The 21,997-nt window shown below is 71.2% G+C and carries 16 protein-coding genes; 12 read left to right on the top strand and 4 right to left on the bottom strand.

Features of this window, described 5'->3' with window-relative positions:
* Positions 1-233: 233 nt before the first annotated feature.
* From folC to FB384_RS00135, 7 genes are all read left to right on the top strand, one after another.
* Positions 234-1,718, top strand: coding sequence for a bifunctional tetrahydrofolate synthase/dihydrofolate synthase (folC, locus tag FB384_RS00165; RefSeq protein WP_183778010.1), 1,485 nt, complete (start codon positions 234-236; stop codon positions 1,716-1,718).
* Positions 1,715-2,143 (top strand): DUF4233 domain-containing protein, encoded by a 429-nt coding sequence (locus FB384_RS00160; protein WP_183778007.1) that lies wholly within the window; start codon positions 1,715-1,717, stop codon positions 2,141-2,143. The genes folC and FB384_RS00160 overlap by 4 nt, the downstream gene beginning before the upstream one ends.
* Positions 2,144-2,274: 131 nt before the next feature.
* Positions 2,275-3,858: an alkaline phosphatase D family protein gene (locus tag FB384_RS00155; protein WP_183778005.1), complete on the top strand. Its 1,584-nt coding sequence runs from the start codon at positions 2,275-2,277 to the stop codon at positions 3,856-3,858.
* Positions 3,859-3,952: 94 nt separating this feature from the next.
* The gene (gene ndk, locus FB384_RS00150) at positions 3,953-4,363 is read left to right on the top strand and encodes a nucleoside-diphosphate kinase (protein WP_183778003.1); all 411 of its coding nucleotides are present in this window, start codon (positions 3,953-3,955) and stop codon (positions 4,361-4,363) included.
* A gap of 768 nt (positions 4,364-5,131) precedes the next feature.
* Positions 5,132-6,100: an ABC transporter ATP-binding protein gene (locus FB384_RS00145; protein WP_228725933.1), complete on the top strand. Its 969-nt coding sequence runs from the start codon at positions 5,132-5,134 to the stop codon at positions 6,098-6,100.
* A gap of 46 nt (positions 6,101-6,146) precedes the next feature.
* Positions 6,147-6,977, top strand: coding sequence for an ABC transporter permease (locus FB384_RS00140; RefSeq protein ID WP_183784722.1), 831 nt, complete (start codon positions 6,147-6,149; stop codon positions 6,975-6,977).
* Positions 6,978-7,081: 104 nt separating this feature from the next.
* Positions 7,082-7,864, top strand: coding sequence for an ABC transporter permease (locus FB384_RS00135; protein ID WP_228726071.1), 783 nt, complete (start codon positions 7,082-7,084; stop codon positions 7,862-7,864).
* A gap of 7 nt (positions 7,865-7,871) precedes the next feature.
* Here the strand turns inward: FB384_RS00135 and FB384_RS00130 are convergent, their stop codons facing one another.
* Both FB384_RS00130 and FB384_RS00125 read right to left on the bottom strand, forming a co-directional pair.
* Positions 7,872-8,450 carry a TetR/AcrR family transcriptional regulator C-terminal domain-containing protein gene (locus FB384_RS00130; RefSeq protein WP_183777999.1) on the bottom strand — a complete coding sequence of 193 codons (579 nt, stop codon included), beginning with the start codon at positions 8,448-8,450 and terminating at the stop codon, positions 7,872-7,874.
* Between the two features lie 128 nt (positions 8,451-8,578).
* Positions 8,579-10,075 carry a S8 family peptidase gene (locus FB384_RS00125; RefSeq protein ID WP_323985074.1) on the bottom strand — a complete coding sequence of 499 codons (1,497 nt, stop codon included), beginning with the start codon at positions 10,073-10,075 and terminating at the stop codon, positions 8,579-8,581.
* Between the two features lie 595 nt (positions 10,076-10,670).
* Between FB384_RS00125 and FB384_RS00120 the strand changes: the two genes are divergently transcribed.
* The 5 genes from FB384_RS00120 (at position 10,671) to proB (ending at position 18,140) form a co-directional block, all read left to right on the top strand.
* Entirely contained in the window at positions 10,671-14,435 is a 3,765-nt protein-coding gene (locus tag FB384_RS00120) for an Rne/Rng family ribonuclease (RefSeq protein WP_183777995.1), read from the top strand.
* 153 nt (positions 14,436-14,588) lie between these two features.
* Entirely contained in the window at positions 14,589-14,903 is a 315-nt protein-coding gene (gene rplU / locus FB384_RS00115) for a 50S ribosomal protein L21 (RefSeq protein WP_183656051.1), read from the top strand.
* Positions 14,904-14,938: 35 nt separating this feature from the next.
* The gene (rpmA, locus tag FB384_RS00110) at positions 14,939-15,196 is read left to right on the top strand and encodes a 50S ribosomal protein L27 (protein ID WP_183654789.1); all 258 of its coding nucleotides are present in this window, start codon (positions 14,939-14,941) and stop codon (positions 15,194-15,196) included.
* Between the two features lie 244 nt (positions 15,197-15,440).
* Positions 15,441-16,943 (top strand): GTPase ObgE, encoded by a 1,503-nt coding sequence (gene obgE, locus FB384_RS00105; RefSeq protein ID WP_183777994.1) that lies wholly within the window; start codon positions 15,441-15,443, stop codon positions 16,941-16,943.
* A gap of 84 nt (positions 16,944-17,027) precedes the next feature.
* A complete protein-coding gene (gene proB, locus FB384_RS00100; RefSeq protein WP_183777992.1) occupies positions 17,028-18,140 on the top strand; it encodes a glutamate 5-kinase in 1,113 nt (370 codons plus the stop codon).
* 45 nt (positions 18,141-18,185) lie between these two features.
* Here proB and FB384_RS00095 read toward each other — a convergent pair whose 3' ends face one another.
* Together FB384_RS00095 and FB384_RS00090 are read right to left on the bottom strand one after the other, a co-directional pair.
* The gene (locus tag FB384_RS00095) at positions 18,186-19,472 is read right to left on the bottom strand and encodes an MFS transporter (RefSeq protein ID WP_183777990.1); all 1,287 of its coding nucleotides are present in this window, start codon (positions 19,470-19,472) and stop codon (positions 18,186-18,188) included.
* Positions 19,473-19,727: 255 nt separating this feature from the next.
* Positions 19,728-21,851, bottom strand: a complete 2,124-nt coding sequence (locus FB384_RS00090) for a RecQ family ATP-dependent DNA helicase (protein WP_183777988.1) — start codon at positions 21,849-21,851, stop codon at positions 19,728-19,730.
* Positions 21,852-21,997: the final 146 nt, after the last annotated feature.

The following is a 21,997-nucleotide window of genomic DNA, read 5'->3' as shown; positions in this document are numbered from 1 at the left end:
AGCTCCGTCACCCGCGTGTCCTGCGCTCATACCCGCGTGTCCTGCGCTCGTGCATCGCCGGCAGGCCGTGGCCGCGAACGGCGAACACGTGCCGGAGTGCAGCACACGCGGTGTTGCCGTAGTGGTCCGGGGGAAGGACGGGTGGTCATGATCATTGTGGACGGAGGGTGTGGCCGCTCGTGACACGCGGCGCACGTAGACTCGAACCTGTCAATGCAGTACCAGCAGGGAGAATGTGCGTGTCGGACGACGAGCAGGAGTTTCCGCCCGAACTCACCGAGGGCGACAACTTCATCGCCGGTCCGCTGCCGGACGACCCGGAGCCGCTCAGCGACGAGGCCGAGGCCGCCATCGAGCAGCAGTCCCGGCGTGAGTTGCAGATCGTCGAGGCCGAGCTGAACGAGCGGTGGCCGGAGACGAAGCTGGAGCCGTCGCTGACGCGCATCTCCGCGCTGATGAACCTGCTCGGTGACCCGCACCGCACCTATCCGGTGCTGCACGTCGCCGGCACCAACGGCAAGAGCTCGGTCTCGCGCATGATCGAGGCGCTCATGACGCAGATGGGCCTGCGGGTCGGCCGCTACACCAGTCCGCATCTGCAGCTGGTGACCGAGCGGATCAGCATCGACGGGCAGCCGATCTCCGCCGAGCGCTATGTCGACACTTACCGCGACGTCGCGCCGTTCGTGCAGATGGTCGACCAGGCGGGCGCCGCCGATGCGCCGCCGATGAGCAAGTTCGAGGTGCTCACCGGTATGGCGTTCGCCGCGTTCGCCGACGCGCCCGTCGAGGTCGCAGTGCTCGAGGCGGGCATGGGCGGCGCGTGGGACGCCACGAACGTCGCCGATGGCCAGGTCGCCGTCGTCACGCCGGTCGGCATCGACCACGCCGACTACCTCGGTGACGACCGCGCGACCATCGCAGGGGAGAAGGCGGGCATCATCAAGGCCGGTTCGGTGGCGGTCATCGCCGAGCAGGAATCCGACGCCGAGCGCGTGCTGCTGGAACGGGCCGTCGAGGTCGACGCCGCCGTCGCACGTGCGGGCAGCGAGTTCACCGTGCTGGACCGCACCAAGGCCGTCGGCGGGCAGATGCTCACCATCCAGGGTCTCGGCGGCGTGTACGAGGAAGTGTTCCTGCCACTGCACGGCAAGCACCAGGCCGACAACGCCGCACTGGCGCTGGCCGCGGTCGAGGCGTTCTTCGGGGCGGGCAAGGAGCGCCAGCTCGTCGGGGAATCGGTGCGCGCGGCGTTCGCCGAGATCGTCACGCCGGGCAGGCTGGAACGTGTCCGCGCCGCGCCTGCGGTGCTCGTCGACGCGGCGCACAACCCGCACGGCGCCGCCGCGCTGGCCGCCACGATCGACGAGGAGTTCGCGTTCCGCAGGCTCGTCGCCGTCATCGGCGTCCTCGAGGACAAGGACGTCCGGGGCATTCTGGAGGCGCTCGACCCGGTCGTCGACGAGGTCGTCGTCACCGTCAACACCTCGCCGCGGGCGATGCCCGCCGAGCAGCTGGCCGAGCTCGCGATGGCTGTGTTCGGCGAGGAGCGGGTGACGGTCGAGCCCGCGCTCGACACCGCGATCGAGACCGCCATCAGTCTCGTCGAACAGCCCGACGACCCCGAGGAACCCCTCGCGGGCGGCGGGGTGCTCGTCACCGGTTCGGTGGTCACCGCGGGCGAGGCCCGCACGCTGTTCGGCAAGGAGCCCGCATGAGCGACGACGGCACCCCCTCCGCGGGCGCGGCCGAGCCCACCGGCGACGCGCCGGCCCCGGCGACCGACCCGATGAAGGGTTTCCGCGGTGTCCAGGCAGGGACGCTGGTCATCGAGGCGATCGTCGTCGCGCTGGCGCTGCCCGTGGTCGGCACGCTCGGTGACGGCGTGACGAGCTTCCAGGGCTGGACCGTCATGGCCGTCGTCGCCGCGCTGCTCGTGCTGTGCGGGCTGCTGAAACAGCCCTGGGCGGTATGGGCGATCCTCGGCCTGCACGTCGTGCTGCTGGCGTTCGTCGTCGCGCTGCCGTCGATCGCCGTGATCGGGCTGATCTTCCTCGGGGTGTGGCTGTGGCTGTTGTGGCTGCGCCGCGACGTCGCGCGGCGCATGGCCCAGGGCACGCTCCCCAGCCAACAGCAGGGGTAGACACCGCCCGTCTCCTGTTGGCACGGCGGCGCGGAGGCGCCGGGGCGTGAGATCGTCACCGCCCCGCGCCGTTCACCGCCCGGCCACGCGGCGTTGAACCGGCGGCCCCGCCCGCCCGGTAGAAGTGCGGCATGACCGATCTTCCTCCCCACCACGATGTTTCCGCGGCCGATGACGGCTTCGAGCGCCGCAGACTGCTGAAAGCGGGTGCCGTCGGCGCGGGCGTGCTCGCCGCCGCCACGCTGACCGGCGGCACGGCCGCCGGGTTCACCCGTTCCGGCCGTCCGGTGCTCACCCACGGCGTGCAGTCCGGCGACGTCGACATGCACTCGGCGATGGTGTGGACGCGCGCCGACCGCCCCTCGCGCATGCTCGTCGAGGTCTCGGCCGACCCGTCCTTCCGCCGCAGTCGCCACGTGCGCGGCCCCGTACTGAGTCCCGAGACCGACGGTACCGGCAAACTGCGGTTGCGTGGGCTGCCGACCGGCGCCGACACGTACTACCGCGTCACCGCCGAGGACCTGGACGGGCGCGTGACGTCCGAACCGGTGATCGGCAGGCTCCGCACCGCGCCGAAGGGCCGCTCCGACGTCCGCCTCACCTGGTCCGGCGACGTCGCGGGCCAGGGCTGGGGCATCAACGCCGACATCGGCGGCATGCCCGCCTACACGGCGATGGCCGAGCGCCGCCCCGACCTGTTCCTGCACTGCGGCGACACCGTCTACGCCGACGGGCCCCTCGAGGACTCGGTGACGCTGCCGGACGGGCGGGTGTACCGCAACCTGGTCACCGAGGCCAAGTCGAAGGTCGCCGAAACGCTCGAGGAGTACCGCGGCCAGTTCGCCTACAACCTGCTCGCCGACGCCGTCCGCGAGTTCAACGCCGTGACTCCCAGCTACGTGCAGTGGGACGACCACGAGGTCGTCAACAACTGGTACCCCGGCGAGATCCTGGACCTGCCCGAATACACCGAGAAGCGTGTCGACGTGCTGGCGCGGCGCGCGTTCCGGGCGTTCCACGAATGGCACCCGATCGACCCGAAGGCCGCCGAGGACGGGCGCGTGTACCGCAACTTCGCCTACGGCGACCACGTCGAGGTGTTCGTGCTCGACATGCGCAGCTACAAGGACCGCAACGACGGCGACGCCCGCCGCGACGGTTCCGTGCTGGGCGAGCGGCAGGCGGCCTGGCTCGTGCGCGCCCTGGCCCGCAGCAAGGCGACGTGGAAGATCGTGCAGGCCGACCTGCCCATCGGCCTCGTCGTCGCCGACGGCGACGACGGCGACATGGAAGGCGTGTCCAACGGGATCGGCGGCGCCCCCGGCGGGCGCGAGACCGAGCTGGCGTGGGTGCTGTCGCAGATCGCCCGCAGGCAGATTCGCAACGTCGTGTGGCTGACCGCCGACGTGCACTACACGGCGGCGCACCACTACAGCCCCGAACGGGCGAGCTTCACCGACTTCGCCCCGTTCTGGGAGTTCGTCTCCGGCCCGCTGCACGCGGGCGCGTTCGGACCCGGCGACCTGGACGGCACGTTCGGTCCGGAGGCCGTGTTCACGCACGCACCGCCCGCCGACGGGCAGAACGCCTCGCCCATGGAGGGCTTCCAGCACTTCGGCGAGATCAACGTGGACGGACGGAGCGGTGCACTCACCGTCGATCTGCGTGACGGCACCGGCGCCGCCCTGTGGTCGAAGACGCTGCAGCCGGAGTGAACCGGGCCGGCGGCCTCCCGCCCTCACGAGAAGGCGCGGGGAGGGGCCGCTACGCTTTTTCCAATACCGTTTTGTGTTGAAGGAGAAATACCCCGTGACTGAGCGCACGTTGGTTCTGGTCAAGCCCGATGGCGTCAAGCGGGGCCTGGTCGGTGAGGTCATCTCGCGCATCGAGCGCAAGGGACTGTCGCTCGCCGCGATGGACCTGCGCACCGTCGAGCGTTCCGTGGCCGAGGAGCACTACGCCGAGCACAAGGACAAGCCGTTCTTCGGCGAGCTCGTCGACTTCATCACCTCGGGTCCGCTCGTGGCGATGACCGTCGAGGGCCCGCGCGCGATCGCGGCCTTCCGCCAGCTGGCAGGCGGCACCGACCCCGTCGAGAAGGCGACGCCGGGCACGCTGCGCGGCGACTACGCCCTCGAGGTGCAGTTCAACCTGGTGCACGGCTCGGACTCGCCCGAGTCGGCCGAGCGCGAGCTGAAGCTCTGGTTCGGCAGCCTCTGAGGCACGTGCCTCGGGCACGCTGAGCATTCGACACCCGGTGGCCGCTTCCTCCCGCGAGGAGGAAGCGGCCACCGTCGTTCGTGAGGGGGACCGATGAATCAGCCGTACAGCCACGGTCCGCAGGGTGCGCCCGGCCCGCAACCGTCGCAGCAGCCGCAGGGGATGCGCGGTCCGCACGGCGCGCCCGGTCCGCAGGGAGTACCCGGCGGAGCGCCGGGGCCCGGTGGCGCACCCTGGCAGGCGCCCGGTCCGTATCACTAGACGGCGTATCAGCAGGCTCCGTATCTGCAGCAGCCCGGGCACGGGTGGCCGCCGCAGCAGCAACCGCCGTACGGAGCCGTTCCGCCGGGCGGCGGGCCACCCACCTCGCGCGGGCCCGACGGACTGTCGATCACAGCTCTCGTTCTCGGCATCCTCGCCCTGCTCGGGGTCGGTGTGCTCACTGTGATCGGCACCGGTCCGTTGGGTCTCGTCCGGTTGGGCGTGGTGTCATTGATCCTTGCCGCGGTTCCCCTAGCCTTGTCAATCATGGCGTGGGTCAAGGCGCGCGCAGCCGGGCGTCCGACGACCTTGGCGGTCGTCGGGTTGGTGCTTGCCGGATCGACGGCTGTCCTGGCAGTGTTGATCGGTGCCCTGGGTCCTCTCCTGAGCTGACGGCATCTGCCCACGGACTCGTCGTGCCCGGCACCGGCCCGCCTGCCGTGTCGAAATCCGTCGTTTCCTGTCGGTGGGTTGTGGCAATGTTCCGCGGGTGAGCGGTGAGACCACATGAGCGGTGAGGCGGCAGCCCGGAAGACGGCAGCCCCGACGATGGCAGCCCCGATGGTGGAGGCCAAGGCGCTGGTGAAGCGCTTCGGCGACTTCGAAGCCGTCCGTGGGATCGACGTGCAGGTGCGCAAGGGCGAGGCGTTCGGTTTCCTGGGGCCGAACGGTGCCGGCAAGTCGTCGACGATGCGGATGATCGCGTCGACCTCACCGCGGTCCGACGGCGACCTGCGCGTGCTGGGCATGGACCCGGACGTCGACGGGCCGCGGATCCGTGCTCGTCTCGGTTCGGTGCCGCAGCAGGACACGCTGGACACCGAGCTGACGGTGCGGCAGAACCTGCAGATCTACGGCCGGTACTTCGGCATGTCGCGGGCCGACGTGCGCCGCAAGGCGACAGAGCTGATGGAGTTCGCCCAGCTCTCCGAGCGCGCCGACGGCTTGGTGGACGCGCTGTCCGGCGGTATGAAACGGCGGCTGACGATCGCCCGCTCGCTCGTGAACGATCCCGACCTGCTGCTGCTCGACGAACCGACCACCGGGCTGGATCCGCAGGCGCGGCACATGTTGTGGGACCGGTTGTTCCGGCTCAAGGCCGGCGGCGTCACCCTCATCATCACCAGTCACTACATGGACGAGGTCGAGCAGCTGTGCGACCGGCTCGTCGTCATGGACGACGGCCGCATCGTCGCCGAGGGTTCGCCCTCGGAACTCATCGCCCGGTACTCGACCCGTGAGGTGCTCGAGCTGCGGTTCGCGCCGGGGGAGCAGGGTGGCATCGCGGAGCGGGTGGCCGAGTTCGGCGAACGGGTCGAAGAGCTGCCGGACCGCGTGCTCGTCTACACCGGGGACGGCGAACGTGCGCTGGAACAGGTCCACGGCCGGGACGTGCGGCCGGCGTCGAGCCTCGTCCGGCGCAGCACGCTCGAAGACGTCTTCCTGCGCCTGACCGGCCGGACGCTGGTGGACTGACATGGCGGGCAGGGACACGGCGGGCAGTGACATGACGGGCGGGAACATGGCGGGCGCGACGGCGCGCGTGGAGACCGGATCCCGCTCGGCCGGCCGGGTGGTCGGATCGTGGCGCGCGGCCTGGCTGCGGGTCGAGGCGCACTGGACGTGGTATCGGCGGTACTGGCAGTCGAGCCTGTACTCGTCGGGGCTGCAACCGGTGCTGTTCCTCGCGGCGATGGGCCTCGGTTTCGGTTCCCAGGTCGAGGCGGGTCCTGCCACCGGCGGGCTGGCGTACCTGCATTATGTGGCGCCCGCGCTGCTGGTCGCCGGCGCGGTGCAGAACGCCATCGGCGAGTCGAGCTATCCCGTGCTGTCCGGGTTCAAATGGCAACAGGACTACTACGCGGTGACCGCGACGCCCGTGACGGCGGGACAGCTGCTCGGCGGGCAGATCATCTGGATCGCGCTGCGAGTGGGGATCGCCTGTGTCGTGTACGCGATCATCGCGCTGTTGTTCGGCGCCTGGCTGAACGCCGGGGCGCTGCTGGTCATCCCCGTCGGCGTGCTCGCGGCCGTGGCGTGCGGCGTGCCGATCATGGCGGTCGCGGCGACGACCTACAACGAAGGGGAGCGGTTCGCCGCCATCTTCCGGTTCCTCGTCATGCCGATGATCCTGTTCTCCGGCACGTTCTTCCCGATCGAGCAGATCCCCGGTGCGGTCCGGTGGCTCGCCTGGATCTCGCCGGTCTGGCACGGCACCGAACTCGCGCGCGGCGTGACCCTCGGCGGTCTCGGCATCGGGCCCGCGCTCGGGCACCTGGCGTTCCTGGGTGCGCTGTTCGGCGTCAGCGCCGTGCTGGCGCGCCGGTACTTCTATCGGCGGCTGGTGGTGTGATGCGGACCTCCCCGACGACTTCGACGACCGCACCGGGCGCCGCCGGGCCGGACGCCACGAAGCCGGACACCACGAAGCCGGCGCGGCGCGGCCTGCTCCTGGGGATGCTGCCGGCGCCCCTCTACGCGGGACGCGCGCGTGCCCTGCTGGAGCGTTCGGCGATGGTGTACTCGCGCGCCTGGCTCGTGTTCGTCTCCGGCGTGGTCGAGCCGCTGCTGTACCTGCTGGCGTTCCAGGTCGGCTTCGGCAAGCTCGTCGAGGAGGTCACCGGTCCCGGCGGGCAGACGATGAGCTACGTCGCGTTCGTCGCACCGGCACTGCTGGCGGCTTCGGCGATGAACGGCGCGGTGTTCGACTCGACGTTCAACGTCTTCTTCAAGTTCCGCTACAACAAGACCTACGACGCCATCCTCGCGACCCCGCTCGGGCCGCTCGACATCGCGCTCGGCGAGATCAGCTGGGCGGTCCTGCGTGGCGGGCTGTACGCGCTGGCGTTCCTCGGTGTGATGACAGGTTTCGGGCTCGTCACCTCGCCGTGGGCGCTGCTGCTCCTGCCGGTGGCGTTGCTGGTGTCGTTCGCGTTCTCCGCCGTGGGCATGGTGTGCGCGACGTTCCTGAAGTCCCCTGCGCAGTTCGACTTCGTCCAGCTCGCAGTGATGCCGATGTTCCTGCTGTCGACGACGTTCTACCCACTGTCGGTCTACCCGGAGCCGCTGCAGTACGCGGTGCAGTGCCTGCCGCTGTACCACGGTGTCGAACTCACCAGGGGGCTGGCGGTCGGCGTGCTGGACGTGAGCATGATCGGCCACGCCGCGTACCTGTTCGTGCTCGCCGCGGCCGGTTCCTACTTCACCGCGAAACGCCTGGCGCGCCTGCTGCTGCGCTGACCGTTCCTCACGTGTGCCGGGCGTGCTCGTCGCCGGCGGCCACGCGTGCGCGCAGTCCGTCGAGCAGGAGCTCGAGGGAGGGTTCGACATCGGACCGGCCGACGGGAACGCCATCGATAGCTCCTGCGCTGGCGGCCTGCAACGCGGTCTGCTCCTCGGCGGTGTGCCCGAACACCAGGTGCAGCAGGGCGCGCGCCCCGGTTTCGACCAGGTCGGCGGGCAGCCCGCCGTCGCGGAGGGCCGTGCGCAGCCGCTCCGCGGGACCGTCCGCCCCGAGCCCGAACGTGTGCGCCGTGACGACGACCTCCGCGCCGTCGCGATACGCGAGCATGGCGTCCCGTAGCTCGGTGCAGATCTCGACAGCCCGGGCGTCCCACCGGTGCGCCCGTGCCGGCCGCCGGCCTCTCGCCAGGATCTCGTCGGCGACGGCGGCCAGCAAGGTCTGCTTGTTCGGCACGTGGTGGTAGAGCGCGCTGGGACGCACTCCCAGCTCTGTGGCCAGCCTGCGCATCGTCAACGACTCGAGTCCGTACTCGTCGAGCACGGTGATCGCGTGCGCCACGACATCGGACCGGCTGTGACGCATGCGGACTCCTCTCGTCGGTCGATCGGTGCCCATCACCCTAACCTGAGCACTGTTCACCTGAACGTCGTTCAGCTGCTCCTTGGTGCGGCGACTGGTTCGGCGACGCGACGTGCGCGTGGCTGGCGCCGTCAGTGCTGCTCGCCGAGCCGCACCAGCAACCGGTGCACCGCGTGGGTCGCGTGGGCCGCACCGGCGTCGACCATGCCGCTGCCGTGGAACGTGTTGTCCTCGCGCGGTCCCGTGCAGGCACCGTCCTCGTGCGCGGCCCCGGGGCACGCGATCGGCCGGGCCTGGCGGTGCAGCATCCGCCGCAGCGTGTCCGGGGAACGCCCGTCGGAACCGCTCGCGGCCAGGAGCGCGGCCGCGCCCGCGACGTGCGGGGCCGCCATCGAGGTGCCGCACATCCGGTCGTAGCCCCCGGGCACGGTCGACAGCACGCAGTGACCCGACGAGCCGCCCGGCGCGGCGAGATCGATCACGTTCCGCCCGTAGGAGCTGTAGTCGGTCTTGGTGCCGCGATGGTCGACGGCGGCGACCGTGACCGTGTTCCGGAGCCCGGCGGGCACGGCCACACAGTTCCGCGTGAGGTCACCGTTCCCGGCGCTCCCGCCGTGGTGTAGCTCGCTGTGGGGGAGGGGGCCCAATTCGAAGCCGTCGTTGGTGGCCGCCGCGACGGTGAGGGTGCCCGATCGCTCGGCGAACTCGACGGCCCGCGCCACGGCCTCGTGCACGACCCGGCTGCCGCGGCTCGCCGCACACGACACGCCCGACGGCGCGACGGTGACGCTGCTGTTGGCCACGGCCATGCCCCGGCGCGCCGCCCACATGTACCCGCACACGGCGGCCTCCGGGGTGACGTACCCGTCGTCGTCGACGACCCGCAGGGACGCGAGCCGTACGCCGGGTGCGGTGCCGGTGATGCCGCGGCCGTCGTCGGCCGCGCCGACGAGGCCCGCGACGTGGGTGCCGTGTGCGGAACGGCGCGCCGACCACGCCGATCGGCGCCGGTCGGGGACGCCGCGCACGCAGCCTGCCGAGGCGGCGGGGTCGACGGCCTCGGCCAGGTCGGGGTGCGTCGCGTCGATGCCCGAGTCGAGGACACCCACGGTGACGTCGGCGAGGTCGGCCTGCGCCGGGTGGGTGCGATCCGCGTCGACACCGGGAGCGCCGGTCATGTGCAGGTTCCACTGCTCGCCGGTCCGATCGGGGGTCCGCGCGCCATCGTGGCCCGTTTCACCGGTGGCGGCCGTCGCCGCACCCTCCTGCCGTGGGGTCCGCCGGCTGGTCGCCCCGGTGGTGGAGCCCCACGCGCGCAGGTGGCGGGCGCGCTGGGCGCTGAACGTCCGGTCCGGTCCCAGCGCCGTGTCGAAGTCCGGGTCGCTCGACGTGGCGACGGCGACCGCGATCTCGGGAAAGTAGCCGGTCAGGGCGCCGCATGCGGTGTCGACGGCGTGGCGGGCCTCGGAATCCGACGTTCCCGGGGCGAACACCACGACATACCGCCACGCCCGGGAGTCGGTGTGACAGGTCTCACTGTGTGCGGCGTGCGCCGGTGTCGTGGCCGTCAGTTGTGCGGCGACGGCGAGTGCGGCGCACGCGAGCGGCAGGCTCCTCCGGCCGAGCACGGGACCTCCGTCGATGTCGGCGGGACAGCCGCGTCGGCATCCGTGATCCGCGACTACCCCATGACGCACCGTAGCCACGGGTCTGTGCGAGCGCCAAGCATCTCGCACCACCCGGGTGACCGGACCGGAGGCCGCGCCGCGCGGTGCCCGCCGCGGTGTGTGGGATACTGGACGCGGCCATCGAGCCGTCGTCGCCGGATCAGTACGGCGCACGCAGGGGCGGTGGCCCGGTGACGTGCCGATTCCGGATCCGAGTCGTCGCCGCGGGCACGCGCCATGTGCCTGGCGGCTGGGACGACGTGGACACCGGGCTCGGACGCCGGAACGCTGTGTCGACGTCGACGGCTCGGGAGGCACCGAGAGGTCGCGAACAGGGCGGCCGCGTCGCCGCGGGACCCGCCACATCGGGCATGTCGGAAGATCCGGCGCTCACGTGGCACGAGTGACAACAGGATTCCCGCCGGTGGTGAGCCCACCACGGCGGTAAACAAGGAACGGCCCCTGTGCGGCCGCGTCCTGTGAGCCGGTGCCGGCAGCGAGGTGAGAAGCCTCGGCCGCCCCCGGACGCAGGCGCGCCCGGGGGCGGAGGAGACATATGTCGAACGCGGACACACCCGCCGAGAACACCGGCGGGGCCGCCGCCACACCCACCGCACGTGCACTGGCAGACCTGCCCAACCGGGTGCGGGTCCACGCGCTGGCGAAACTGCTCGGCTCGAGCAGCAGGGAAGTGCTCGGGATGCTCGCCGACCTCGGCGAGACCGCACGGAGCCCGCAGTCCAGCGTGCACCGGGACGTCGCGCTGAAGGTCGCCGAGAACGCAGGCGTGCTGACCGAGGAAGGCGAAGCGGGTGCCGGGGACACGGTGGCCGCAGCCGACTCGGCGGGGGAACAGGCGGCGAAGCCGACTCCGGAGGAGTCGAGCCCGGACCCGGCGCCAGCTGCGCAACCGGCGACTGCCGGGGCCGCGACGGCAGCGAAGCCCGCCGCTGCCGAGGAGGCCGCGGCCCAGGACACCGCGGCGTCCGCCGCCGCTGCCGGCAACGCTGCAGCCGGCAACGCTGCTGCCGAGAACGCTGCTGCCGAGAACGCTGCTGCCGAGAAGACGGCACCGAAGAGTGGGGCGCCGGCGGCCGCCGAGTCCACGAGTGCGTCGAAGGGCGCCGCCGGTGAGACCGGCCCGGCCGCCGCTGCGCACACGCCGCTGTTCGCGGCGCCGTCACCGGTCTTCCTGCCGCCGGAGCCGACGGTGGAGACCGCTCCGGCCGGCGGTGCGGCCGACGAGGCGGAACCGGAAGACACGGCCGCGCAGGACGAGAGTGCGGCCGACGCCGACACAGCCGGTGAGCGCGACACGAGCGACTCCTCGTCGTCGGACGACACGGGCGACGACCAGTCCGGTGACGGCGGCCGCCGCCGTCGCCGCCGTGGCCGCCGTGGCCGCGGCCGTGGCAAGGGTGGCGACGAGAACGGCGGTGACGACCAGCAGGGCGACATCGCGGACGAGGCCGCAGGTCAGGACGACACGTCGGGCGGGGATTCCTCGACGGGCGAGTCGTCGAGCGACCAGTCGGCCGGTTCCGACGAGCAGGCCGACGGCGCGGACGGTGACGACACCGACGGCGAGTCCGGCCAGTCGGACGCGGGCAGCAAGCGCCGCCGTCGCCGCCGTCGCCGCAAGGGTGGCGGCAGTGACGACGCCGACGGCCAGTCGCAGGACGATCCGCCCAACACGGTGGTGCACGTCCGCGACGGCAAGCAGGACAAGGGCGACAAGAACGACAAGGGTGACAAGGGCGACAAGGGTGGCGACGGCGTGCGCAGTGTGCGCGGGTCGACGCGGCTCGAGGCGAAGCGCCAGCGTCGCCGGGACGGCCGGGAGGCGGGCCGCCGCCGCGCGCCGATCCTGTCCGAGTCGGAGTTCCTCGCCCGGCGGGAATCGGTCGAGCGCACGATGGTCGTCCGGGAGCACGGTGAGTCGACACAGATCGGCGTGCTCGAGGACGGGGTGCTCGTCGAACACTTCGTGACCTCGCAGGGCAGCGGTTCGATCGTCGGCAACGTCTACCTGGGCCGGGTGCAGAACGTGCTGCCGTCCATGGAGGCGGCGTTCATCGACATCGGCCGCGGCCGCAACGCCGTGCTGTACGCGGGTGAGGTCGACTGGGACGCGGCCGGTCTGGAAGGCAAGGCGCGCAAGATCGAGCAGGCGCTCTCCAGCGGCGACCAGGTCCTGGTGCAGGTCACGAAGGACCCGGTCGGCCACAAGGGTGCGCGGCTGACCACGCAGATCTCGCTGCCCGGCCGGTTCCTGGTGTACGTGCCCTCGGGTGGTGCGACGGGCATCTCGCGCAAGCTGCCCGAGACCGAGCGTCGCAGGCTCAAGGACATCCTCAAGCGCATCGTGCCGGAGGACGCGGGTGTCATCATCCGCACCGCTTCCGAAGGCATCAGCGAGGACGAACTGGACCGCGACGTCCGCAGGCTGCAAGCGCAGTGGGAGGTCATCAAGGAGAAGTCGGAGTCGACCTCCTCGTCGTCGGGCAAGAAGTCCGGCGCCCCCGCGTTGCTGTACGAAGAGCCGGACCTGCTGGTCAAGGTCGTGCGGGACCAGTTCACCGAGGACTTCGTCAAGCTCGAGGTGCAGGGGCAGACGGCGTGGGAGACGATCAGCTCGTACGTCGAGCACGTCGCGCCGGACCTGATGGACCGTGTCAAGCGCTACGTCGGCAACGGCAACGTGTTCGCCGACTACCGGATCGACGAGCAGATCACCAAGGCACTCGACCGCAAGGTCTGGCTGCCGTCGGGCGGTTACCTGGTGATCGACCGCACCGAAGCGATGACCGTCATCGACGTCAACACCGGTAAGTTCACCGGTTCGGGCGGGAACCTCGAAGAGACCGTCACGCGGAACAATCTCGAGTCGGCGGAGGAGATCGTCCGCCAGCTCCGTCTCCGCGACATCGGCGGCATCATCGTCATCGACTTCATCGACATGGTGCTGGAGTCGAACCGCGATCTGGTGCTGCGCAGGCTCACCGAGTGCCTCGGCCGGGACCGCACACGGCATCAGGTGGCCGAGGTGACGTCGCTGGGCCTGGTGCAGATGACGCGCAAGCGGGTCGGCACCGGTCTGCTCGAGGCGTACTCGTCGACGTGCGAACACTGCAAGGGCCGCGGCGTGCTCGTCACGTCGGAGCCGAACGGCAACGGCGGCGGTCACCAGCACGGCAACGGCGGAGGTGGCCGCAAGCGCGGCCGGGGTAAGGGCGGCGACCAGCCGGACCAGGCCGAGAAGTCGAAGCAGGCCGACCAGGGACGGACGCCCGAGCAGCGCGAATCCGTGGTCACCGCCGTGCAGGCGGTGGCGAACGCGTCCAAGGTTGCCAAGCACGAGGACACCGCGGAGACCGGTGCGGCCCAGGCTGGTTCCGCCGATGAGCAGGCAGCCGCGGCTTCGTCCGACACGGCCGGATCGGCCGGTCAGGAGACGTCCGGCAAGCCCGGTAAGCGCAGCCGCGACCGCAAGAGCCGCCGCGACCGGGGCCCGGCCAAGGACCAGGTGTCCGAGTCGGCGCCGGAGGGCGCGAAGACGTCGGTGGCCGAGTCCTCGGTCTCCGGTGACACGGCTTCGGGGGACGCGGCTTCGGGTGACGCGGCTTCGGGTGACGCAGCCACCGGAACTCCGGTGCCCACGGCCAAGCCCGGGGTCACCGAGCAGCCCGAGGCCCCTGCGCAGCCCGAGGTCACCGAGCAGGTCGGGGCCGCCGCCGAGCGGACCGCGGCTGCAGAACAGGCCGAGTCGGCAGCGGACGTGTCCGGCGCCCCGGCGACGTCCGGTGAGGACGAGCCCGTCGCAGCGAGGACCGGCGACGACAGGACCGGCGAGGACAGCGCCGTCGAGGACACGGCGGCCGCTCCGGCGACTGACGCTGCGACCTCTGAGGCGGCGGCTTCCGAGGCTGCGACCTCCGCGACGGCGACCTCCGAGGCGGCGGCTTCCGGGACGGCGGCGTCGGCCACACCGGCGTCCGGGGAGGCCGGCGGTGGCACCGCGCGGAGGGGCCGTCGCTCGGCGCGTCGCGCCGCGGGCAGGCCCACCGGGCCGGCAGCCGGCGCCTCGGGGAGTGGCGTCGAGGTGCAGACGGTGATGACCGGTACCATGAGCTCCTCGGCATCGTCCCCGGCGGAGTCGGGGACCCAGAGCAACGGGACCTCCGACGCGAGCGTTCCGGGCACGGCGGAGCAGGACGCGACCTCGGTCGCAACCGTCTCCGCGGTGCGGAGCAGTACCCGGCGTCCGCGCCGGGCGGCGGGCCGTCCCGCGGGACCGCCCGTCGATGACGAGAGCAGCTGATCGTGACCCCGGTGTCCCAACGTCACCGGGTGGCACGTAAGCTGGACAGCGGCCTGCTGTTGGAGCGGGCCGCTACACGCGAAGGCCGGATCGCCACGGGCGGTCCCCATCGCGTGAGCCCCCACCCACAGTCGAGCAATGCAGGAGACTTCCGTGTCGGCGTATGCAGTCGTCCAGACCGGCGGCAAGCAGTACAAGGTCGCCGTTGGTGACGTCGTCGAGGTCGAGAAGCTCGAGGGCGAGCCGGGCACCGAGCACACCTTCCCCGCCGTGCTTCACGTTGACGGCGGCAAGGTCACGTCGGACGCCGACGCGCTGGCGAAGGTCTCGGTCACCGGCAAGGTCGTCGAGCAGACCAAGGGTCCGAAGATCCGGATCCACAAGTTCAAGAACAAGACCGGCTACCACAAGCGCCAGGGTCACCGTCAGAAGCTGACCCGCGTTGAGGTCACCGGAATCAGCAAGTAAGGCTTTCGCCTTTTTCCAGAGGAGACTGAGCTCAGATGTCAACCAAGAAGGGCGCTTCCAGCTCCAAGAACGGTCGTGACTCCAACCCGAAGTACCTCGGTGTGAAGCGGTTCGGCGGTCAGGTCGTGAAGGCCGGCGAGATCCTGATCCGGCAGCGCGGTACCAAGTTCCACCCGGGTGACAACGTCGGCCGTGGCGGTGACGACACGCTGTTCGCCCTGGCCCCTGGCTCGGTCGAGTTCGGTGAGAAGCGCGGCCGCAAGATGATCAACGTGGTTCCGGGCGAGGGCTGAACGGCCCGACCAGCTACCACGAGTAACTCCGACGAGGGGCGGGGCCGGAACAATTCCGGTCCCGCCCCTCGTTGTTTTTCGTGGTGCGCCTGTGCCGCCGCGGGTTCGCACACCCCGAGCTCGGACACCCTGAACGCGCACACCGAGGTGCATCTCGATCGCCTGCACATCGCGGCCCGAGAGCGCCGGTCACAACCGAAAGCGCCCGTACTCCGGCAGCGCTTGTACTCCGAAAGGCAGAGCCATGACAACCCGATTCGTCGACCGGGCGGTGATCCATCTGACCGCCGGCTCGGGTGGGAACGGCTGCGCTTCCGTGCACCGGGAGAAGTTCAAACCGCTCGGCGGTCCTGACGGAGGCAACGGCGGCACGGGTGGTGACGTGCTGCTCGTCGTCGACCCGGGCGTGCACACGCTGCTGGACTTCCACTACCGGCCGCATGCGCGTGCGGGTAACGGCAAGCAGGGGCAGGGCAGCCACCGCAACGGTGCCGCGGGAGAGACGCTCGAACTGCGCGTGCCGGAGGGCACGGTCGTGCTGACCGAGGACGGCGAGGTGCTGGCCGATCTGGTGGGCGCCGGTACGACGTTCGTGGCGGCGAAAGGCGGCCGGGGCGGCCTCGGCAACGCCGCGCTGGCCTCGCGCGCCCGCAAAGCCCCGGGGTTCGCGCTGCTCGGGGAGGAAGGCGAATCCCGTGACCTGGTGCTCGAGCTGCGGTCGATGGCCGATGTCGGGTTGCTGGGCTTCCCCTCTGCCGGCAAGTCGTCGTTGATCTCGGTGCTGTCGGCGGCCAAGCCGAAGATCGCCGATTACCCGTTCACCACGCTCGTGCCGAACCTGGGTGTCGTCACCGCGGGTGACACGGTGTTCACCATGGCCGACGTGCCCGGTCTCATTCCCGGGGCCAGCGGGGGTAAGGGTCTCGGTCTGGACTTTCTGCGGCACATCGAACGCTGCGCCGTGTTCGTGCACGTCATCGACTGCGCGACGTACGAGGTGGACCGTGACCCGGTCTCGGACGTCGACGCGCTGGAGGAGGAGCTCGCGCGCTACACCCCGGCGCTGGGTGAGAGTCTCGCCGACCGGCCGAGGCTGGTCGTGCTCAACAAGGTGGACGTGCCCGACGCTGCCGAGCTCGCCGAGTTCGTGCGACCGGACCTGGAACAGCGTGGACTGCGCGTGTTCGAGGTGTCGACCGTGTCGCGCCAGGGGCTGCGGGAGCTGGGCTTCGCGCTGGGGGAGATCGTCGAGCGGACGCGCGCCGAACGGCCTGCCGCCGAGCCGACGCAGATCGTGCTCGCGCCGCCCGCGGTGGACGACAGCGGATTCACCATCGAGGCGGACCCCGACGAGCCCGGCGGGTTCATCGTGCGCGGGCCCAAGCCGGAGCGGTGGGTTAAGCAGACCAACTTCTCCAACGACGAGGCCGTGGGATACCTCGGCGACCGGCTCAACCGGCTCGGCGTGGAGGAGGAGCTCGCGCGGATGGGTGCCGAACCGGGATGCCCGGTGACGATCGGCGACTACACGTTCGAGTGGGAGCCGTCCACGCCGAGCGTCGTGACGCAGCTGGCGGGACGGGGCACGGATCCGCGCCTCGAGCGCAGCGACCGGGTGTCGGCGGCCGACCGGAAACAGGCGCGCCGGGCCCGCCGGGTGTCCGGCACCGGCGACACCGACGACGCCGGCGACGAGACCGCCGACATCAATCCGGACATCGACGCCGGCGGCGACGGCGACCGGTGACGGCGTTCGATCACGGCGTGCGGTGCCGGGCACGGCGAGCGAGTTCAGCGAGGGAACGGAGAGCTGCGGTGAGTGAGGGCGCCGGTGAGTGAGGCACGTGCGGCGATCGCGGGCGGGAGCCGGGTCGTCGTCAAAGTCGGGTCGTCGTCTCTGACGACCGCCGATGACGGTCTGGACGTCGCACGGCTCGACGCGCTCGTCGACGCCGTCGCCGGCAGGGTCGGGCGTGACGGTCAGGTCGTGCTCGTCTCCTCCGGTGCCATCGGCGCCGGGCTCGCGCCGCTGTCGCTGGACACCCGGCCACGGGATCTGGCCACGCAGCAGGCCGCGGCGAGTGTCGGCCAGCTGGCACTCGCGCACGCCTACGCGGCGTCGTTCGGCCGTCACGACCTCACCGTCGGCCAGGTGCTGTTGACGTCCAACGACGTGGTGCGCCGGGCGCACTATCGCAACGCGGAGCGGACACTGGGCCGGTTGCTCGCGCTCGACGCCGTGCCGGTGGTCAACGAGAACGACACGGTCGCCACGGAGGAGATCCGCTTCGGTGACAACGACCGGCTCGCCGCCCTCGTCGCCCATCTCGTCGGGGCGGACGGGCTCATCCTGCTGTCCGATGTGGACGCGCTGTACGACGGTGATCCGCGCGCGGGCGGCACACGGAAGATCGCCGAGGTGGCAGACGAGTCCGATTTGGACGGCCTGAAGGTCGGGATGTCCAGTTCGGGTCTCGGAACCGGTGGCATGATGTCGAAGGTCGCCGCCGCGAGGATGGCCGCATCCAGCGGTATTCCGGTGCTGGTTGCCGCGGCGGCGGACGCTCGGCGCGCACTGACCGGTGCGGACGTCGGCACGGCGTTCCACGCCGCGGGCAAACGGTTGTCGGCGCGCAGGTTCTGGCTCGGCTACGCCGCGGGCACCGAGGGCAGGCTGCAGCTCGACGACGGGGCGGTCGCCGCGGTCGTCGGCAAACGCCGGTCTCTGCTCGCCGCCGGCATCGTCGGGGTGGACGGGGACTTCCGCGCAGGCGACGTCGTCGACCTCGTCGACCCGGCACAGCAGGTGGTGGCCAGGGGAGTGGTGGCCTACGACGTCACCGAACTGCCCGAGATGATCGGCCGATCGACCCACGAACTGCCCGACGAGCACCGCCGCGAGGTCGTGCACGCCGACGACCTGGTGCCGATCGGCCGGCACTGAACCGCTGCGGTCGGTGCTGCGCCGGGTGAAGCGGGCCGCGCCTCGTCAGCGCAGTTCGCTGCCACGGGTCTCCGGCAGCCGGAGGATGACGAGAAACGCCACCGCCGAAGCCGCAGCGACGTACCAGAAGAACGCCACTCCGGCGCCCGCGTCGGACAACGCCGTGATGACGAGCGGGGCGGTGCCGCCGAACAGCGCGACCGTGAGGTTGTACCAGGCGCCGATGCCGAGAGCGCGCACCGACGTCGGGAACAGCTCGCTCATGACCGCTGGCGCGATCGACGTCATCGCCGTGTAGAGCCCGAGTCCGACGCAGAACACCAGGAGCAGGCCGCCGAATCCCGGGCCGACCAGGGTCGACAGCGGCACGATCAGCACCGCCGTCGCCGCGGACCAGACCAGTAGTTGCGGTTTGCGGCCCAGCCGGTCGGCGAGTGCGCCCATCGGATACTGCAGCGCGACGAAGAGGGCGGTCGCGATCGACAGGGCGAGGAAGACGTCGACGTCGTCGGCGCCCCGCGAGTTGACCGCGAACGGCGTGAGTGCGCTGAAGAAGGTGTAGTAGCAGAGCGTCGACAGCATCGTGAACCCGACGAGGTGGCCGACGGCCTTCGGGTGCTGGCTCAACGTCGTCAGCAGTGGGCGCCGCACGCGCCGGGCGGTGGCCTTGTTCTCCTCGAACTGCTCGGTCTCGGCGAGGGCGCGGCGCAGCCACAGTGCCACCAGTCCGAGCACGCCGCCCAGCAGGAACGGCAGTCGCCAGCCCCAGTCGTACAGCTGGGCCTCGGACAGACCGCGCGCGAGCCCGAACCCGAGCAGGGACGCGAGCAACACCGCCGATCCGGTGGAGATGTAGAAGAACGAGGAGTATCGGCCCCGGCGGGCGGGCGGAGCGATCTCGCCGAGGTAGGCCGAGGCGTTCGAGACCTCGCCGCCGAGCGACAGCCCCTGTGCGATGCGGGCCAGCAGCAACAGGATCGGTGCGAGCCAGCCGACCTGCTCGAACGTCGGCAGGACGCCGATCATTATCGACCCGCCGGCCATGAGCAGGATCGTGAAGATCATCGCTGGTCTGCGCCCGCGCACATCGGCGAGCCTGCCGATCAGCATCCCGCCGAGCGGGCGGAAGAAGAAGGCCAGGGCGTACGTCGCGAACGTGTTGATCGTGGCGAGCTCGCCGGGAAAGAACGCGCTCGCGAAGTAGATACTGAACGTCGCGTAGATGGTCCAGTCGAACCATTCCAGCGCGTTGCCCGCGCTGGCCGCGACCAATCTGCGTACCGGCAGCCGGTGTGGCGCGGTGCGGGATGCGGACACGTGCGATTCGACCATGTCGGCCCTCCACCTCGGCGTGGCATACGCCGCTGCGGCGGAGAACGCGCCGCGGCAGCAGAACGCACCGTGCCACAGTGACCACGACAGGGGAAGCCTCCGGACGCGCGATCGACGCCGCGCAGCCCGGAAGCGCCCGACGGAACCGGCCACGACCGGACCGACAGCGACAGAGCCGGCCGCGGAGCCGACGGAGCCGGCCGCGACGGAACCGACTCCGACGGTCCGCGGCACGAGCGGGACCGGGTCCGCCGGTCAGCTCGTCGAGGCCAGCGCGAGCGGCAGGACCTCGGCAGCACCGGCCCGCCGGAGCAGGCGGGCGCCGACCGTCATCGTCCAGCCGGTGTCGACGAGGTCGTCGACGAGCAGCACCGGACCGTCCAGTTCGCTCAGTGCCGCGTGGAGATCCACCGGTACCCGGAGCCGCTGCCACAGGTCCGCGAGTCTCACCGCGCTGTTGGCGCGGCGTGGCGGCGGCCCGTCGGCGTCGAGCGTGCCGATCAGCGGCAGCCTGCCGATCGAGGCTAGCCTGCCCGCCAGATCGGCCGTGAGCCGTGGCCTCCGCTGTGAGCCCACCGCCACGATGCCGGCGGGTCGCTCCTGCCAGTCCCACGAGGCCAGCACGGCGATACAGGCCTGGACCAGTTCGTCCGGCACGGGCCCGTCCGGCGACTCCGGACCGAGCAGGTCGCGCAGCCGCCCGCCCCATCCGACGTCGGTGAGCCTGCCGACGACCCGCCCCGGTGCGGCCTGCTCGCCGGTGCCGATGCGGCCGGACAGCGGTACGTCGAGCGCCGCCAGTCCCGTCGGCCACTGTTTCCGCGGTGCGAGCTCGACACCGGGTTTGGCCAGTGTTTCGGCCGTCTGTCCGACGATCTCGTCGGCGACGCGCGACGGCCAGCCTTCGCCGGTGCAGTTGTCGCACCGGCCGCAGGGCTGTGCGTGCGGATCGTCGAGTTGCCTGCGCAGGAACTCCATCCGGCAGTCGCCGGTCGCCGCGTAATCGACCATGGCCTGCTGTTCGGCTTCGCGAGCGATGCGCACACGCTCGTAACGCTCGGCGTCGTAACTCCACGGCGTTCCGGTGCCGACCCAGCCGCCCTTGACCCGCCGGACCGCGCCGTCGACGTCGAGCACCTTCAGCACCATCTCGAGTCGCGACCGGGACAGCTCCACCCGCGGTTCCAGCGCCGCCGTCGACAGGGGTCGGTCGGCGTAGGCGAGGGCGTCGAGCACCTGGTTGACGCGGTGTTCGTCGGGGAAGGCCAGTGAACCGAAGTAATCCCAGATCGCCTTGTCACCCGGTCCCGGCAGGAGCACCACCTCGGCCCGCTCCACGCCGCGGCCCGCGCGGCCGACCTGCTGGTAGTAGGCGATCGGCGACGACGGTGCGCCGAGGTGGACCACGAAGCCGAGGTCGGGCTTGTCGAATCCCATGCCGAGCGCGGAGGTGGCGATGACGGCCTTGACCTTGCTGGCGAGCAGGTCGTCCTCGATGGCCTGACGGTCGGCGGGCTCGGTCTTGCCGGTGTAGGCGGCCACCTCGTAGCCGCGCTGGGCGAGCAGGGCGGCGGTGTCGTGCGCGGCGGCGACGGTGAGGGTGTAGACGATGCCGGAACCGGGCAGATCCGCCAGGTGCTCGGCGAGCCAGGCCAGCCGCGCCGTTTCCGTCGGCGTGTCGACCACGGCCAGGCGCAGGCTCTCGCGGTCGAGCGGACCCCGCAGGACGAGTGTGTCGGACTGTCTGCCGATGCCGAGCTGTTCGGCGACGTCGGTGACCACCCGGTCGTTGGCCGTCGCGGTCGTCGCCAGGACGGGAACGCCGTCGGGCAGCTCGGCCAGCAGCGTGCGGAGCCTGCGGTAGTCGGGGCGGAAGTCGTGGCCCCAGTCGGAGATGCAGTGGGCCTCGTCCACCACGAGCAGGCCGGCGGACGCGGCCAGCTTCGGCAACACGGCGTCGCGGAAGTCGGGGTTGTTGAGCCGTTCGGGGCTGACGAGCAGTACGTCGATCTCGCCCGCGTCGACGCCTGCCTGCACCTCGTCCCACTCCTGCTGGTTCGCCGAGTTCATCGTGGCGGCCCTGATGCCCGCCCGTGACGCGGCCGCGATCTGGTTCCGCATCAGCGCGAGCAACGGCGAGATGATCACCGTCGGGCCGGCGCCCTGCTGCCGCAGCAGTGCCGTGGCGAGGAAGTACACGGCCGATTTGCCCCAGCCCGTGCGCTGCACCACGAGCGCGCGCCGGTGTTCGGCGACGAGCGCCTCGATCGCTGTCCACTGGTCGTCGCGTAGCTGCGCGTGTTCACCCGCCAGCGCACGAAGCAGTGTGGCGGCGCGGTCGCGGAGGCTCTCGCCGGAGCCGTGTTCCTCGGTAGTCACGGGTCCAGCTCTACACCCGGGCGCCGACACTGTCCCCGCCGCGGGTCCGGTTGCCTGTCACGAACGGACCCTTCACTACTGGAATGTGACCCAGGTCACTTGAAAGTGTCGTCATGGGGCCGCGGCGGGGCGGTCTCATCCGTGAT

Origin of the sequence: Prauserella sediminis (genome assembly GCF_014195435.1) — a bacterium.
Taxonomy (GTDB): Bacteria; Actinomycetota; Actinomycetes; order Mycobacteriales; family Pseudonocardiaceae; genus Prauserella; species Prauserella salsuginis.
This window is presented reverse-complemented; position numbering and strand designations above follow the sequence as displayed.

Bases quoted from the DNA above. Each gene is read 5' to 3' on its own strand.
- obgE (WP_183777994.1), top strand. From the start codon at position 15,441: ATGACAACCCGATTCGTCGACCGGGCGGTGATCCATCTGACCGCCGGC.
- FB384_RS00145 (WP_228725933.1), top strand. From the start codon at position 5,132: ATGAGCGGTGAGGCGGCAGCCCGGAAGACGGCAGCCCCGACGATGGCA.
- folC (WP_183778010.1), top strand. From the start codon at position 234: ATGTGCGTGTCGGACGACGAGCAGGAGTTTCCGCCCGAACTCACCGAG.
- FB384_RS00135 (WP_228726071.1), top strand. From the start codon at position 7,082: ATGCTGCCGGCGCCCCTCTACGCGGGACGCGCGCGTGCCCTGCTGGAG.
- FB384_RS00095 (WP_183777990.1), bottom strand. From the start codon at position 19,472: ATGGTCGAATCGCACGTGTCCGCATCCCGCACCGCGCCACACCGGCTG.
- FB384_RS00130 (WP_183777999.1), bottom strand. From the start codon at position 8,450: ATGCGTCACAGCCGGTCCGATGTCGTGGCGCACGCGATCACCGTGCTC.
- FB384_RS00140 (WP_183784722.1), top strand. From the start codon at position 6,147: ATGGCGGGCGCGACGGCGCGCGTGGAGACCGGATCCCGCTCGGCCGGC.
- FB384_RS00120 (WP_183777995.1), top strand. From the start codon at position 10,671: ATGTCGAACGCGGACACACCCGCCGAGAACACCGGCGGGGCCGCCGCC.
- FB384_RS00155 (WP_183778005.1), top strand. From the start codon at position 2,275: ATGACCGATCTTCCTCCCCACCACGATGTTTCCGCGGCCGATGACGGC.
- rpmA (WP_183654789.1), top strand. From the start codon at position 14,939: ATGTCAACCAAGAAGGGCGCTTCCAGCTCCAAGAACGGTCGTGACTCC.
- FB384_RS00160 (WP_183778007.1), top strand. From the start codon at position 1,715: ATGAGCGACGACGGCACCCCCTCCGCGGGCGCGGCCGAGCCCACCGGC.